The sequence below is a fragment of the Micromonospora globosa genome (assembly GCF_000717585.1).
In the GTDB taxonomy this organism is placed as follows: Bacteria; Actinomycetota; Actinomycetes; order Mycobacteriales; family Micromonosporaceae; genus Micromonospora; species Micromonospora aurantiaca.
This window is the reverse complement of record NZ_JNZR01000023.1, coordinates 72,130-86,969: the sequence shown is the minus strand read 5'-3', so window position 1 is coordinate 86,969 and position 14,840 is coordinate 72,130. Positions and strand designations below refer to the sequence as shown.

The following is a 14,840-nucleotide window of genomic DNA, read 5'->3' as shown; positions in this document are numbered from 1 at the left end:
ACTCTGGCGGCAGTCCCCGGCGCTGGCTAGGCTTGCGCCGTCCGTCGTCCGGTCCTCGTCGTCGAGGGTGCACGTCTGGAAGAGAGCCGGAGCGCATCGTTGTATCCCAGCACGACGTGAGCCTCGCCGTCGCGGCGCCGGCCCGTCATCCGCTCGTCGGCCGTGTCGGACTTGTCGCGGCCGCTGTCGTCGTACTCGGGGAGATGGCCTGGCTGGCCGCCCGCCTGCCGGGCGCGGCGCTGGTGAGCGACCTCGGCGCGATGGCGGTGTCGAGCTGGGCGGCAGTGCTCTGCGCCGGCGCGGCGCGACGTCAGCCGGCCGTGTTGCGCCGGTTCTGGGAACTGCTCGCCGCCACCATGGCCCTCGCCGCGCTCGGCCGTGCGGTGTGGACGGTGGAACGGCTCGGCGGGCTCGGCCTGCCCCACACGCCGCTGGTGGGGGGCCTGTTCGCCGCCGGCATCGTCACCGGCACCGCCGCGCTGCTCTGCTCGCGCACCGGCCCGCGCAGCGTGATCGGCCGGGCCCGCACCCTGCTCGACGGGGTCATCGTCGGGCTGGCCCTCATCCCGATCGGCTGGGTGGTGGTGTTCCACCGGATCACCGACGCCGAACTGGCCGACCCGATGCGGACGTTCGGGCTGCTCTACCCGATGTTCGACCTGATGCAGCTCACCATCCTCGTGGCGGTCGCCGGTCCGGGCCGGCCGATGTGGCGGGCGCTCACGGTGATCGGTGCGGGCCTGGCGATCCGGTCCGGCGCGGACGCCGTCTACGTCTCCCTGGTCGCGCGCGGCGACTACACGCCGGGTCATCCGGTCGACGTCTGCTGGCCGCTGAGCTACCTGCTGGTCGGCCTGGCCACCCGCTATCCGCCGCCGAACGACGGGGAGGGCGAGGACGACGTGGTCGACTCGCCGCTGCCGCCGTGGTGGCGGGTCGCGCTGCCGTACCTGCCGGTGGGCGGTGCGATCGTCGCGGTCCTGCTGTCGCGGCAACCCAGCGGGCAGACCCCGCAGGTCGTCTTCGTCGGCATGATGGGCCTGCTCGGGGTGCTGGCACTGCGCCAAGGGCTGGCCGCGAACGAGAACCTGCGGCTGGTCGGGCGGCTGCGCCGGCTCGCGTACTCCGACCAGCTCACCGGCCTGCCCAACCGGCTGACGTTCGTCCGGCGGCTGCGGCGGGCGTTGCGCGGGGGTGGGCCGGTCGCCGTGGTGCTGCTCGACCTGGACGGCTTCAAGCAGGTGAACGACAGGTTCGGGCACGCCGCCGGGGACCGGCTGCTGACCACCACCGCGGAGCGCATGCGGGACGCGGTCGGCCCGGACGGGATGATCGCCCGTCTCGGCGGCGACGAGTTCGCAGTGCTCGTCGCAGGGGAGCGCCCGGTGTCACCCGAAGGGCTCGCGGTCCGGCTGCTGGCAGCCCTGGAACCGCTGCCCGGCGAGGAGGATCTCGGCGTCCACCCGTCGGCGAGCATCGGCATCGCCGAGTACGGGCCGCAGCACACCTCGCACACCGACCTGCTCCGGGACGCCGACATCGCCATGTACGCGGCGAAGGCGGCGGGCAAGGCCGCGTACCGCACGTGCACGCCGGAGCTGCGCGAGTCGGCGGTCAGCCGGGCCGAACTGATCGCCGACCTGCGCCGCGCGGTGGACGAGGGCCAGTTGCTGATGGAGTTCCAGCCCATCGTCGACCTGGACACCGGCACGGTACGCAGCGCCGAGGCGCTGGTGCGCTGGCGGCATCCCCGGCTGGGTGTGCTGACCCCGGCGCGGTTCCTGCCGCTGGCCGAGGAGACCGGGCTGATCGTGGCCATCGACAGGTGGGTCATCCACGAGGCGTGCCGGGCCGCGGCCACCTGGCGCGAGCACGCGCCGGACGTGACTGTGGCGGTGAACATCGCCGCCGCCCACCTGTGCCGGCCGGACCTGATCGCCACTGTCACCGGCGCGGTCGGCGCGGCCGGCCTGCCGCCCCGCGCGCTCACCCTGGAGCTGACCGAGTCGGCGCTGATCGAGGGCAGCGAGTCGGTGCTCGACCGGCTGTCCCAGCTGCGCGACCTCGGCATCCGCATCGCCATCGACGACTTCGGCACCGGGTACTCCTCGCTGAGCTACCTGCACCGTATCCCGGCCACCGAGCTGAAGATCGACAGGTCGTTCGTGTCCCGGCTGGACGCCGGCGACGCCCGCGCGTACGCCACCGTCGAGATGGTGAACCGGCTGGCCGGCGCGTTCGACCTGGCCGTGGTGGCCGAGGGTGTGGAGACTGTCGCGCAGCACGCGGCGGTCACCGCGATCGGCTGCCGGCAGGGCCAGGGCTGGCGGTACGGCCGTCCGGCCGCCCTGCCGGACCTGCTCCCCGCGCTGTCCGGGGCCGGCGCCGAGCGCTGACCGGCCCGGGTCCACGGGGGCCGAAGGTCCCGGACGGGACAGGGGATTCGACCCTGCTCACCGGCGGTCCGGCACCGCCATGATGGTTCTCGTCAACAAGACGAACACACCCTCCACACGGGAGTTTGATATGAAGCGACGGACGCTCGATCTGCTGTTCAGCATCGGTGGGCTGGGCCTGGCGGTCCTGCTGCTCGTCGTCGGCGTCGTCCTGACGACGAACGCCAACTTCGCCAACGACTACGTACGCGACCAGCTCGGCGCGCAGCACATCACCTTCACCCCGGCGGACAAGCTGTCCGACGAGGAGAAGAAGTCGGACTGCCTGCGCGAGTACGCCGGCCAGAAGATGACCACCGGCAAGCAGGCCGAGTGCTACGCCAACGAGTACATCGGCCTGCACCTGAAGAACATGGCCGGTGGCAAGACCTACGCCGACCTGGGCGAGCCGCAGAGCGCGCTGCGGGAGCAGGTGGCCCAGGCCGAGCAGAGCAACGCCGCCAACCTGGCCGACCTCCAGAAGCAGCTCGCCGAGGTGAGCGCCCAGCGGGAGACCGTGTTCAAGGGCGAGACGCTGCGCGGCCTGCTGCTCACCTCGTACGGCTTCAGCGAGTTCGGCCGCAAGGCCGAGCAGGGCGCCCTGGCCCTGTACCTCGGCGCGGGTCTGCTCCTGCTGCTCTCGATCGCCGGTCTGGTGCACGCCTTCCGCACCCCGGCCAACGCGACCTTCGCCGCTCCCGAGAAGGAGAAGGTCACCAACTGACCGCACCGACGACGCCCCCGGCCGATCCTGGTCGGGGGCGTCGTGCTGTCCGGCTTGACCCTCACGCAGCGGGAGGCGGGAGTCTTGGTCGCGGAAGGGAGGGAACCATGCCGTACACGGTGGGACAGGTGGCGCGGGCGGCCCGGGTGACGGTCCGGACGCTGCACCACTACGACGAGATCGGGCTGCTGCGGCCCAGCGGGCGCACGCCGGCGGGCTACCGCCGCTACGACGAGGCCGACCTGGACCGGTTGCAGCTCATCCGGTACTACCGCGAGCTGGGGTTCCCGCTGGAGGAGATCGCCGAGATCCTGGACGATCCGGACGCCGACCCGGTGGCGCACCTGCGCCGGCAGCACGAGCTGCTGTCCGGGCGGATCGGGAAGCTCCAGGAGATGGTCGCGGCGATCGAACACGCGATGGAGGCGAGGACGTTGGGGATCCAGTTGACCCCGGAGGAGCGGTTCGAGGTGTTCGGTGACTTCGACCCGGACGAGCACGCCGAGGAGGCGGAGCAGCGCTGGGGCGGCACCGAGGCGTACCGGCAGTCGCAGGAGCGCGCGGGCCGCTACTCGAAGGAGGACTGGCTGCGCAACAAGGCGGAGAACGAGGACTGGGGGCGGCGGTTCGTCGCGCTGATGGACTCGGGCGCGCCGGCCGACGGCCCGGAGGCGATGGCGCTGGCCGAGGAGCACCGGCAGCTCATCACCAAGTGGTGGTACGACTGCTCGTACGAGATCCACACCGGCCTGGCCGACATGTACGTGGCGGATCCGCGGTTCACCGCGTACTTCGAGACGCTGCGGCCCGGGATGGCCGCGTACCTGAACGAGGCGATCCACGCCAACGCGATCACCCGGTCCTGACCGGGAGCGGGTGGCAGGATGGCCGGCATGCTCATCGTCGCCGGCACCCTCTACGTCGATCCGGCCCGGCGGGACGCCTACCTGGCGTCCTGTGAGGCCGCCGTCCGCGCGGCCCGGGAAGCGCCCGGCTGCGTCGACTTCGCGGTCAGCGCGGACCTGGTCGAGCCGGGCCGGATCAACGTCTACGAGCGGTGGGAGTCCGACGAGCAGTTGCTGGCGTTCCGGGGCTCCGGCCCGGAGGCCGAGCAGGTGACGGAGATCCTCGGCGCCGAGGTGCACAAGTTCCGCATCTCCGGCGTCGAGGCTCCGTGACCGTCGCTAGATGAAGACGTCGAGAAGCAGGACGCCGAGGAAGCCGACCACCGAGATGATGGTCTCCATCACCGACCAGCTCTTGATGGTCTGCCCGACTGTCAACCCGAAGTACTCCTTCACCAGCCAGAAGCCGGCGTCGTTGACGTGGGAGAAGAACAGTGACCCGCAGCCGATGGCCAGCGCCAGCAGCGCCACCTCGGGGCCCTGGAGCGTGGCGGCCAGCGGCGCGACGATGCCGGCGGCGGTGATGGTGGCGACGGTGGCCGAGCCGGTGGCGACCCGGATGCCGACCGCTACCAGCCAGCCGAGCAGCAGCGGCGAGAGGTTCGCACCGTCGGCGGCGTTCGCGACCAGGTCACCCACGCCGGCGTCGACGAGTACCTGCTTGAAGCCGCCACCGGCGGCGACGATCAGCAGGATGCCGGCGATCGGCGGCAGCGAGCCGCCGAGGAAACCGGAGACCTGGGTACGGCTGAAGCCGGACCGGTAGCCCAGGAAGATCATGGCGAAGATGACGCCTGCCAGCAGGGCGATGATCGGGTGCCGGCGATGTCCAGCGCCTTGCGGCCTGCGGTGTCCTCGCCGAGCGTCAGCTCGCCGATCGCCCGCAGCAGCATCAGCACCACCGGCAGCAGCACCGTCACCACAGCCGCCCAGAGCGCCGGGGCCCGGCGCGATCGCCGCCCGACCGGCTCGTCGATCGCGCCGCCGGGCCGTCCGGTGCCCGGGTTGACCAGGTCGTCCGCGGTAACCAGGTCGCCGTCGGCGTCGAGCCGGCCGTCACCGGGCCGGGTCGGGCTGCGGTCGACGGCCGCGTCGCGCCGGGTCGGCAGCAGCTCGGCCGGTGCGGTGGCCGGCACGTACCGGGCGATGAAGTTGCCGAAGACCGGGCCGGCGATGATCACCGTGGGGATCGCCACCAGCAGGCCCAGCGCGAGCGTCTGACCGAGGTTGGCGCCGAGCGCGTCGATCGCCACCAGCGGGCCGGGGTGCGGCGGCACCAGGCCGTGCAGCACCGACAGGCCGGCGAGCGCGGGAATGCCGATCTTCATCAGCGGCACGTTCACCCGCAGCGAGACCAGCAGCACGATCGGCACCAGCAGCACCACGCCGACCTCGAAGAACAGCGGCAGGCCGATGAGCGCGGCCACACCGGCCATCGCCCAGGGCAGCGCGGTCCCGGAGACCCGGCCGACCACCCGCTCCACGATGCCGTCCGCCCCGCCGGACTCGGCCAGCAGGCCGCCGATCATCGCGCCGAGCGCGATCAGCAGGCCCACGCCGCCCACAGTGGAGCCGACGCCGCCGCTGAACGAGGTGACGATCTTGTCGACGGGTACGGCGGCGACCACGCCGAGGACCGCCGCGCCGAGGATCAGCGCGAGGAACGGGTGCACCTTGCCCCACGCGATGAGCAGCACCACCGCGGCGATGCCCAGCAGGGCCGCGAGGACGAGTTGGGTGTCACCGGCGTTCGTGAGCGGTTCCGCGGGTGCGGCGAGCAGTGTGACCACGGCTATCACGCCCTTCGGTCGGTCAGCGGGGTGGTGCGGTGGGTGGTGGTTCCGGCGGCAGGCTCGGCGCCATCCGCCGCAGGGACGCGAACGTGGGTACGAGGGCGTCGTACAGCTCGGAGAAGAGGGGGAGCAGTGCGGCGTACGTGGCGGCGGAGGCGGGATCCGGGCGGATCGTCTCCTCGATCCGGACCAGATCGGCGGCGACCTCGATCGATTCGATCAGGCCGAGCGCCTGCATGCCGAGCAGCGCCGCGCCGAAGCCGGACCCCTCGTGCCCGGCGGGGAACCGCACCGGCATGCCGAGCGCGTCGGCGAGGATCTGCCGCCACAGCGCGCTGCGGGCGAACCCGCCGCTGGCGCGGACCTCGCGTACCTCGTTCCCGGCGGCCCGGACCGAGGCGAGGACCAGGGCGAGCTGCTGGCAGACGCCCTCCAGCGCGGCCCGGACCAGGTGCGCCCGGCCGTGGCCGTGGGTCAGCCCGACGTACGCGCCGCGGGGCAGCGCGCTCCAGTGCGGCGCCCGTTCGCTGAGCAGGTACGGCAGCATGATCAGCCCGCCGGAGCCGACCGGCGCCGTGGCGGCCAGGTCGAGCAGCTCCTCCTCGGCGTGCTCGCCCAGCTCGGGGGCGAGCGCGTCGTTCGCCCACTGGAGGACGATGCCGCCGTTGTTGATGGCGCCGCCGACCACCCAGCGGTCCTCGGTGAGCGCGTAGCAGAACACGCCGCCGAGCGGGTCCACGCCGGGGCGTTCCACCATCACCCGCATCGCGCCGCTGGTGCCGATCGAGCAGGCCACCACGCCGGGGCGTACCGCGCCGAGCCCGAGGTTCGCCAGTGGCCCGTCGCCGGCGCCCACCACGAGCGGGGTGTCCACAGGCAGCCCGGTGGCGCGGGCCGCCTCGGGGGTGAGCCCCGGCAGCACGTGGGTGGTGGGTACGAGCTGGGGGAGCTGCTCCTCGGTGATGCCGGCCAGGCGGAGCGCCTCGGTGTCCCAGGCCAGCCGGTGGATGTCCATCAGGCCGGTGGCGGACGCGACCGAGTGGTCGGTGACGAGCGCGTCGGCGAGCCGCCGCAGTACGAGGTCCTTGATGCCGACCCAGTGCGCGACCCGCTCGTGCAGCTTCGGTTCCTGCTCGGCGAACCAGACCAGCTTGGGCAGCGGCGCCATCGGGTGGACCGGGGTGCCGGTGCGCCGGTGCAGGGCGAGCCCGGAGGGCGCGGCCCGCAGGCGTTCGGCCTGCGCGCTCGCGCGGGAGTCGGCCCAGGTGATCGACGGGGTCAGCGGGGTGCCGTCGGCGTCCAGCCCGATCAGGCTGTGCATGGCGGTGCTGAACGACAGGCCCGCAACCGGTACGCGCAGCTCGTCCACCACCGCGCGGATCACGCCGATCACGGCTTCGTGGATGAGGTCCGGGTCCTGCTCGGCCCAGCCCGGGTTCGGCTCCTCCAGGGGGTAGCCGATCGAGTGGCTGGCCAGTTGCCGGCCGGTGGTGTCGAACGCGACGGCCTTGGAACTGGTGGTGCCGATGTCCACTCCCACCACCATGGCCGGGTCGCCCACCGGTGCACCTCCTCGCCGCCCGGGGGCCGCGCTCCGCCCCGCCGTTGCGGCTGACGTTACCGACGTGTCCACGCGCGCGCATGACGAAGCGGGACCGCCGGGAGCCGGTGGCACGGAACGTGAATCGACGCGGGAGTTTCCGCCGATTGTGTAGGTCAATCAGCCGATCGGTCTAATTGGCGACTTTCGCGTGTCTTCGTACCCCTGCCGCACAGTTGACATGAATGACACCCCGATTGGTGGGCTCGCGCGGCGGAGGAGTCGGCGTGACGAAGACTGATTCGACGGGTTCCACATGGCGGTACCGGTGGGCGCACCGGCAGAACGAGCGGCGTCAGCGGGCCTTCCGCGCCGCCGACGAGGCGTGGCGACGCCGCGACGACGAGCTGCGCCGCCTGCGTACCCTCGCGGTGTCCTTCCACGGCTCGGCTCAGGCGGGCGTCGGCCTGCCGATGGAGCTGGCCCCCGGCGAGGTGGTCTTCTGGACACTCCCGGCCGCGCAACTGGTCGAGGTCCGGCACACAGCCGTGCTGCCCGCCCCCGAACTGACAGTCGACCCCGACCCGCCCGCGCTGCGCCCCCGCCGCCCCGAGGGCGTCAAGGTGGTCGACGCCGGGCTCGCCGTGCTCACCAACCGGCGCCTGGTCCTGCTCGGCGGACGCGGCCGGCGCGACTGGGCGTACGGCCGGATGACCGGCCTGTCCCACGACCCCGGCGCGCCGGTCACCCTGATCCAGGTGCTGGACCGGCGGCGTACCTCCGGGTTGCTGCTGCCCACCGGCGCGGCGGCCGACTTCCGGTTCACGCTCACGCTGGCGTTCGCCGACGCGATCGAGCAGCGCGCCGCAGTCGTGGCCGAGCTGGACGAGCTGATCGCGGAGCACACCGCGGCGCGGCCGGAACGCCCCGCAGTGCTCACCCCCGCCCAGGCCCGCGTCACCGCGCTGGTGCCCGGCGGCCGGCGGACGGTGGCGGTCGGCGCGGCGCTCGCGCTGATCGTGCCGGCGATGCTCATCGAGTCCAACCCGCCCACCCGGGCCGGCTCGGAGCGCGCCGCCGCCGCGACCCCGGGGGCCACCGGCACGCCCGCGCCGCCGCACGTCGCGCCCGCCGTCCAGGTCCGGCCCAGCACGAGCCCCGAGCCGTCCCGCGTCCGTCCCGCACCGCCGCGCGGCACGCCGCAGCCGCCGGTCGAGCGTCGCTGCGGCGCACCGGCGAACCCCTTCGGGTACGACTTCTGCGACGGCCAGCGCATCCGCCGGCCGGCTGCCGGGGTGTGCGACTGGTTCGAGTGCGTACCCGGGTTCTGGTCCGACCGCGGCTGGCTGGTGCAGTGCCGCGACGGCTCGATCAGCCGCACCGGCGGCCAGCGCGACGTGTGCGCCGGTCACAAGGGGTTCCGCCGGACCGTCTGGCGGTGACGCCGGTCAGGCCACCGGGCGGGGCGTGACGCGCAGCGGCAGCAGCCCGGCCAGCACCAGCGCGGCGCCCACGGGCAGCAGGTTCAGGTTCACCGCGATCGCCAGGAACCCGGCCAGCACCAGCACCGGCGCCCACACCGGCAGCAGCCGGGCCGCCGCCGCCCGGTACAGCAGCACCAGCAGGCCCACCTCGAACAGCAGCGGTCCGCCGTACAGCACAAGGCCGGGCGTGGGCACCGCGTCGGCGAAGCGCGGGAACAGGTCACCGAGGATCACCCAGACGAAGGCGGCGGCGCCGACCAGGCCGGCCGGCGCGGCCACGTCGTCGAGCGTCCGCAACCGCGACGACCGGGTACGCAGCAGGCCGTGCAGCCCGACGATCAGCGCGGCGAAGCCGAGGACGCCGAGCAGGAACAGCGTGTGCCCGGTGTTCCAGGCCCAGGCGCCCTTGTCGCTGTGCCCGTCCAGGCGGTCGAGCAGGCGCAGCAGGCCGTAGCCGAGCAGCAGCACCGCAGACGCCACGGCGACCGGGCGTAGCCACTGGTGCGTGGGACGTGTGCGGGAATCGAGGAGGCTCATCGCCTCAGCGTTCCGGGCGCCCGTGCCCGGGACATCGGGGAGCGGTCCCGAACCTGACCCGGATCAATCCGCTCGCCTCCCGTAGGGGTGCCCGGATACCGTCCGGCCGTGTCCCGCACCGTCTCGCTGGTCCTGCTCGACGCCGTCGGCCGTCCGCTCGGCGCGCTGCCGCCGTTCGACGTGCCGGAGCCGTGGTGGCAGGAGGTCCACTCGATCGTCGACACGGTCCGGCAGCGCCACGGTCTGGAGGTGACAGTGCTGCGGCTGCTCGACGCCGACCGTTCCGCGCCTCCCGGCGGCCACGTCCGCTACCTGGCGCAAACAGTCGACGCGCCGGCCGTACCCCTGGAACCGGCGGCCGTGGACCTCGCGCCGCACCCGCTGCGCCAGCCGTGGGCGGACGCCGGCGGTCCGGCTCGCAGCGTCGCGTGGGCGACCGGCGAGTTGAGCCGGCGCTGCCGCCGGGTGACGGCGGTGGCGCAGCAGCGCACCTGGAACCTCTCCGCCATCTGGCGCCTGGACACCGACCAGGGCCCGGCGTGGCTGAAGCAGCTACCGTCCTTCGCCCGCCACGAACCCACAGTCCTGGCCTTCCCCGGTGATCAAGGAGTTGGTGTCGGTGACGATCTCCCAGACGACACGAACTCCTTGATCAACGGGCCGGTCGTGCTCGCCGCCGACGGGGAGGGGCGGATGCTGCTGGACGACGTGCCGGGGGAGGACCGGTACGGGGCCGGGGAAGGCGAGCGGGCCGCCGTCGCGGCTGAGCATCATGCGGTGCAGTGGCGGGCGTGCGGGGTCGTCGGTGAGCTGGTCACGGCCGGGGTGCCCGACCTGCGCGGGGCGGGGCTGACGGACTGGATCCACGAGCGGCTGGCCGGGCACGACGTGGCGGCCGCCGCCGATCTGCTCGACGGGCTCGACCATCGGCTCCGGCAGGTCGGCGACTGCGGCCTGCCGGACACGCTCGTGCACGGCGACCTGCACCCCGGCAACGTCCGCGGCGACGGGCGGCGGCGGGTGGTGATCGACTGGGCGGACTCGTTCGTCGGCCACCCCGCCTTCGACATCCTGCGTCTCACCGAGGACGTCGACGCGGACGCCGCCGCCCGGCTGGTCGACGCGTGGGCGCGACGGTGGCGGGCCGACGTGCCCGGCAGCGACCCGCACCGGGCCGTCGACCTGCTCCGGCCGGTCGCACCGCTGCGGCTGGCCGCCGTGTACGCGATGTTCCTCGCCGCGATCGAGCCGGGCGAGCATCCGTACCACGTGCACGACGTGCCGGCCGCGCTGGCGCGAGCGGCGGCGGTGGCGCGACCCTAGATGCGGCGGACCGGGATCCACAGCTCCGCGTCGGCGGTGCCGCCGTCCTCCGCGACCCGCACCCGCGAGATCTCCGGCCCCGGGCGGGTCTCGTACGGGTTGGACGGGAACCACGACGTGAACACGGCCCGCCACAGGTGCTGCACCGCCACCGGGAACGCCCCGGAACTGGAGAACACCGCCCACTCGCCGGCCTCGACCGGCAGACTGCGCAGGTCGTCCGGCACGTCCGCGCCGGTGACCGCCGCGTACCAGTAGTCCAGCTCGGTGCCCTCGTCCCGGGAACCGGCCAGCTCGGCGCTGACGTTGACGATCCCGTGCGGCTCCTGGTCGGACAGCGCCTCGATGCGGCGGACGGTAGCCGGGTCGATGCCCCTGACGAACGCCACGATGTGCGGGTTCATCCCCTCGTGCACGAGCGGCACCCGCGCCGTCAACCCGGCGAGCCGGAAGGCGTCCTTGGTCACGATCCGGTAGTCCATGCTGGTGTTCCCTTCGACGACGAGCCGGAAGGACATCCGGGGCTGGGACCGCAGCACCGCACCGGCCTGCCGGGCCTGCGTCGGCCCGACGCCGTGCACGGCCCGGAACGCGCGGGCGAACGCCTCGTTCGAGCCGTACCCCCAGCGGACCGCCACGGCGAGCAGCGACTCCCGGCCGGCGAGCACGTCGGCGCCCGCAAGCGTCATCCGGCGTCGGCGCACGTACTCCGACAGCGGCAGCCCGGCCAGCGCCGAGAACAGTCGGCCGAAGTGGTGCTCCGACACGCCCGCGATCCGGGCCAGCGCGGCCACGTCGAGCGGCTGGTCGAGCCGCTGTTCGAGGTGGTCCAGCGCGGCGTTGAGCCGATCCAGCACCCGGTCTTCCCTCCTGGTGACGCCTTCGACGCTAGGTTCCCCGCCGCCCACCGACCCGATCACACCGGACCCGGTCCGGTCGCCTCATCGACAGTGGCGGGCGTGTCGCATCATGGCGTGGTGATCTTCCGGAAGCGGCACCACAAGAAAAAGAAGAGCCGGGACTGGTGCAACTGCGACGTGCCCACCTGCGACGGGCCGGGCTGCTGCGACCTGGGCCTCTTCTCGATGCTGCTCACCCTCGGCTCGGTGACCGCGGGCGTCGTCCGGCGGCCCGCCGTGGACCGGGCCGGCCGGGCCGCCATCCTCGGTTACCGGCGCTGGCTGTCGCACCGCTGGCCGGCGACCTGCCGCTACACGCCGACGTGCAGCGCGTACGGGCTCGCCGCGGTGGAGCGGTACGGGCTGGCGGTGGGTGGCCGGATGGCCGCGGACCGGGTACGCCGATGCCGTCCCGACGTCCCGCACGGCACCCACGACCCGCTGCACTGACCCCGCTCGCCTCCGCGCCGCGCGGACGTGCCGGGGCCACCTCGGGGAAGTGGCGGTGTTCCGGTGTGCCGGATGCCGCCACTGCGGCGACCTGGCGTCGATCAACGTGGCGGTCACCCGACCGACGTGGGGCCGCCGAAGACGACAGGTACGCCTGGGGAGTAGAGCACGCTCACCGGCGGCCCGTCCGGTGCGGGCAGGCCCGCGGCGGTGACCAGCTCGTCGTCGAGGTGCAGCAGCTCGGCGCGGTGCAGCGGCCACTGTGGATGCCAGTTCGGCAGGTGGCGGGTGCGGCCGTACGCCCGGGTGTGCAGGCCCCAGCGGGCGGTCAGGAAGTGTTCCAGCGGCGTCGGCTCGGCGATGGGCGCGCCGACGCGTACCGCCATCCGGCTGGTCGCGCCGGCCGGACCGGGCCAGCGGCGGCGGCAGCGGTAGGTGAGCGTGTCACCGGTCCGGTCCAGCCGCATCGCCGACCACTTGTACGGCAGACGCAGGCTCACCTGGGCCACCAGCACCGGCACCAGGCGGGACGCGTCGAGCGAGCGGAACACGACAGCGCGCCGCCCGGAGCCGTCGACCGAGTAGAGCCGGACGTTCGTCTCCCAGAACGTGCCGAAGTACGGCACGCCCGGGCCACGGCCGAGCCCCAGCCCGACCATCCGGAACCCGATCAGCCCCACGTAGGTGAGCCCGTCGAGCGTGTCCGGCCGGGTGCCGGCGGGCAGCAGCGGCGCCACCCGTTCCGGCGGGACCGCCCAGTGCAGGAAGGCGAGATCGTGCCAGCGCTGCGCCAGCCAGGCCCGGCGGATGGCGCGTACGGGAGCGTGCTCGACCGGCTCGATCTCCACCGGTCCATCCTGCCTCCCGGACGCACCGGGACTCACTCCGGGCGGTGGCAGACCGCCTCGACGTTGTTGCCGTCCGGGTCGCGGACGAACGCGCCGTAGTAGGCGGCGTGGTATTCCGGCCACTCCTTCGGCGCGTGCAGCACCTCCGCGCCCGCTGCCACCGCCGCGTCGTGGAACGCCCGCACCGTGGCGCGGTCGGCCGCGGTGAACGCGACGTGCACCGGCACCGGCGTGGCGCCGGACGGCGCGGGCTCCACCCAGAAGTCGGGCGCGTCGACGCCGTAGCCGATCGGGCCGGGCTCCATCAGCCGCCGCCCGCCCAGCGGGGCGAGGACCGCGTCGTAGAAGGCGCCGCTCGCCTCCAGGTCGCGTACCGCTACGGAGAAGTGGTCGAGCACGTCGCCTCCCTGCGATCGTCGATGACCGCGCCAGGCTACGAGACCCCTACGACAATCCGCCGTGGTATTCGACGTACCAGCGAGACTGCTCGGCCACGTCGAACGCTGCTACGTCCTCGGGATCGACAGCCGACAGGTAGGCGAGAACCTCGGCCGCCTCCGCCGTGCCGAGCGTCCGCAGGTGAGCGAGCGTCTGCTCCCGCCCCGCCCCGCACAGCAACTGCCATTCCACGGAGCACGCGGCGTCGAAGCTGGAGTGCTTGGCCTGCCAGATCAGCAGTACGTCGGCCAGGTCACCGTGCAGGAACAACTGCTCGCAGCCCAGGTGGATGAGGGCGCTGTCGTTGTCGGCACCGAGGCGGATCTGCTCGCGCAGCATCGACCGCACCGGCTCGACGTCTGCCGGACGCAGTCCGTGCCGCTCGTACCATTCGTCGTCGTTCACGCGGTCATCCTGCCGGACATCGCGACCATCGGACCGGCTCGCCGTCGCCTGGCGGTGTCCGCGACGATCAGCAGGCCGGGAACCGCGCCGAGCAGCCAGATCACGCCCACCGGCCAGTGGATCACCTCGCCGACCGCGCCCCGGATCTCCGGCACGTCACCGACCACGTAGGACGCCTCCGGGTCGTCCGTGCGGCAGTCGAGCGTCCACCTACCGGGCGTCGGCACCCGCACGGTCGCCACCCAGGAATAGGTGGCGGCGTCGCTGCCGTAGTCGCCCGGCGGGACGGAGACCGGCTCGGCCGTCCGGACCTCCGCGCCGCCGCCGGTGACGCGGCAGTCCGGGTCCGCCGGGGAGAAGCCCACCGCGAAGATCGCGTACGCCCCGGTGGCCGGTGCCGTGAACCGGCCCGCCGACGTCGAGTAGGGGCCGACGCCGCCGTACTCATGCGGGGGTTGCCCGATCGTGCTGTCCTCGGCGCCGAGCCGTACCGCGGACTGGGCCAGCAGCGCGCCGAACACCACGGCGAGCCCGCCGATCAGATAGCCGCGCCGCGACGCCGGGCGGACCCGGTGGGGCAGGCGCCGGCCGGCGGCGTACCCGATCAGCGCTCCGGCCACCGCGAGCGCCGCGCCGCCGAGCAGAGCCCGCCCCCAGCGGGCCTCGCCGGTCAGCGGCACGACCCACCGGAAGAACGCCAGTGACAACGCGAGAAGCGCCGTCGCGACCAGCGTGGACACGCCCAGGGCCACCCCGGGCCGCCGGGGCTGCCGGGCCGCCAGCACGGCGGCGAGTACCGGTGACGCGAGCACGGGCCACCACAGCGCGGTCGAGACCGGCTGGTCCTCCTCCCATCTGTGGGTCCACTCGAAGAAGACCAGCGGAGCCGGCACCGTCGCCGCCAACCAGGCCGTCAGCACTCCGGGACCGGGCAGCGTCGCGCTCATCCGTCGATCCTCGACCACCCGGATCATCGACGAAAGTCCGCGAGCCGTCCGAAAGGGATTGCTCACGCAGCGTAGGATCGCGTGCGACACAGCCGAACACACGGGGGAAACG

General features: G+C 73.4%; 14 protein-coding genes and 1 pseudogene. 7 read left to right on the top strand and 8 right to left on the bottom strand.

The window, feature by feature from the left end; translation table 11 throughout:
* Window positions 1-116: 116 nt before the first annotated feature.
* From IF06_RS0121020 to IF06_RS0121005, 4 genes are all read left to right on the top strand, one after another.
* The gene (locus tag IF06_RS0121020; protein WP_225319768.1) at window positions 117-2,396 is read left to right on the top strand and encodes a putative bifunctional diguanylate cyclase/phosphodiesterase; all 2,280 of its coding nucleotides are present in this window, start codon (window positions 117-119) and stop codon (window positions 2,394-2,396) included.
* 130 nt (window positions 2,397-2,526) lie between these two features.
* Window positions 2,527-3,159, top strand: a complete 633-nt coding sequence (locus IF06_RS0121015; protein WP_013284265.1) for a hypothetical protein — start codon at window positions 2,527-2,529, stop codon at window positions 3,157-3,159.
* 107 nt (window positions 3,160-3,266) lie between these two features.
* A complete protein-coding gene (locus IF06_RS0121010; protein WP_013474157.1) occupies window positions 3,267-4,025 on the top strand; it encodes a MerR family transcriptional regulator in 759 nt (252 codons plus the stop codon).
* 27 nt (window positions 4,026-4,052) lie between these two features.
* Entirely contained in the window at window positions 4,053-4,337 is a 285-nt protein-coding gene (locus tag IF06_RS0121005; RefSeq protein WP_013284267.1) for a putative quinol monooxygenase, read from the top strand.
* Between the two features lie 6 nt (window positions 4,338-4,343).
* Here the strand turns inward: IF06_RS0121005 and IF06_RS32255 are convergent.
* Together IF06_RS32255 and IF06_RS0120995 are read right to left on the bottom strand one after the other, a co-directional pair.
* Window positions 4,344-5,854: pseudogene (locus IF06_RS32255) on the bottom strand (SLC13 family permease).
* Window positions 5,855-5,876: 22 nt separating this feature from the next.
* A complete protein-coding gene (locus IF06_RS0120995; protein WP_030273007.1) occupies window positions 5,877-7,418 on the bottom strand; it encodes a gluconokinase in 1,542 nt (513 codons plus the stop codon).
* A 266-nt stretch (window positions 7,419-7,684) separates the two neighbouring features.
* Between IF06_RS0120995 and IF06_RS0120990 the strand changes: the two genes are divergently transcribed.
* The gene (locus IF06_RS0120990; protein ID WP_013284270.1) at window positions 7,685-8,839 is read left to right on the top strand and encodes a hypothetical protein; all 1,155 of its coding nucleotides are present in this window, start codon (window positions 7,685-7,687) and stop codon (window positions 8,837-8,839) included.
* Window positions 8,840-8,845: 6 nt separating this feature from the next.
* On the opposite strand, the gene IF06_RS0120985 is transcribed toward IF06_RS0120990, so the two are convergent.
* A complete protein-coding gene (locus IF06_RS0120985) occupies window positions 8,846-9,418 on the bottom strand; it encodes a hypothetical protein (protein ID WP_013474161.1) in 573 nt (190 codons plus the stop codon).
* A gap of 108 nt (window positions 9,419-9,526) precedes the next feature.
* On the opposite strand from IF06_RS0120985, the gene IF06_RS0120980 reads away from it, so the two are divergent.
* Window positions 9,527-10,741 carry an aminoglycoside phosphotransferase family protein gene (locus IF06_RS0120980; RefSeq protein WP_030273005.1) on the top strand — a complete coding sequence of 405 codons (1,215 nt, stop codon included), beginning with the start codon at window positions 9,527-9,529 and terminating at the stop codon, window positions 10,739-10,741.
* Here the strand turns inward: IF06_RS0120980 and IF06_RS0120975 are convergent.
* Window positions 10,738-11,598: an AraC family transcriptional regulator gene (locus IF06_RS0120975; RefSeq protein WP_030273003.1), complete on the bottom strand. Its 861-nt coding sequence runs from the start codon at window positions 11,596-11,598 to the stop codon at window positions 10,738-10,740. The two genes, IF06_RS0120980 and IF06_RS0120975, sit on opposite strands and share 4 nt — an antisense overlap.
* A 120-nt stretch (window positions 11,599-11,718) precedes the next feature.
* Here IF06_RS0120975 and yidD point away from each other — a divergent pair, with 120 nt between their 5' ends.
* A complete protein-coding gene (gene yidD / locus IF06_RS0120970) occupies window positions 11,719-12,090 on the top strand; it encodes a membrane protein insertion efficiency factor YidD (RefSeq protein ID WP_225319755.1) in 372 nt (123 codons plus the stop codon).
* Between the two features lie 113 nt (window positions 12,091-12,203).
* Here the strand turns inward: yidD and IF06_RS0120965 are convergent, their stop codons facing one another.
* From IF06_RS0120965 to IF06_RS0120950, 4 genes are read right to left on the bottom strand one after another with little or no spacing between them, the layout of a single operon-like run.
* Entirely contained in the window at window positions 12,204-12,938 is a 735-nt protein-coding gene (locus IF06_RS0120965; RefSeq protein WP_030273001.1) for a YqjF family protein, read from the bottom strand.
* Window positions 12,939-12,970: 32 nt separating this feature from the next.
* The gene (locus IF06_RS0120960) at window positions 12,971-13,336 is read right to left on the bottom strand and encodes a VOC family protein (RefSeq protein WP_030272999.1); all 366 of its coding nucleotides are present in this window, start codon (window positions 13,334-13,336) and stop codon (window positions 12,971-12,973) included.
* 46 nt (window positions 13,337-13,382) lie between these two features.
* Complete coding sequence (locus IF06_RS0120955; protein ID WP_030272997.1) at window positions 13,383-13,781, bottom strand: hypothetical protein; 399 nt, start codon at window positions 13,779-13,781, stop codon at window positions 13,383-13,385.
* Window positions 13,778-14,728, bottom strand: coding sequence for a hypothetical protein (locus IF06_RS0120950; RefSeq protein WP_030272995.1), 951 nt, complete (start codon window positions 14,726-14,728; stop codon window positions 13,778-13,780). Before IF06_RS0120950 ends, IF06_RS0120955 begins: the two co-directional genes overlap by 4 nt.
* Window positions 14,729-14,840 lie beyond the last annotated feature (112 nt).

Excerpts from the sequence above, each read along its gene's own strand:
- IF06_RS0121015 (WP_013284265.1), top strand. The coding sequence starts at position 2,527 with ATGAAGCGACGGACGCTCGATCTGCTGTTCAGCATCGGTGGGCTGGGC.
- IF06_RS0120950 (WP_030272995.1), bottom strand. The coding sequence starts at position 14,728 with ATGAGCGCGACGCTGCCCGGTCCCGGAGTGCTGACGGCCTGGTTGGCG.
- IF06_RS0120985 (WP_013474161.1), bottom strand. The coding sequence starts at position 9,418 with ATGAGCCTCCTCGATTCCCGCACACGTCCCACGCACCAGTGGCTACGC.
- IF06_RS0121010 (WP_013474157.1), top strand. The coding sequence starts at position 3,267 with ATGCCGTACACGGTGGGACAGGTGGCGCGGGCGGCCCGGGTGACGGTC.
- IF06_RS0121005 (WP_013284267.1), top strand. The coding sequence starts at position 4,053 with ATGCTCATCGTCGCCGGCACCCTCTACGTCGATCCGGCCCGGCGGGAC.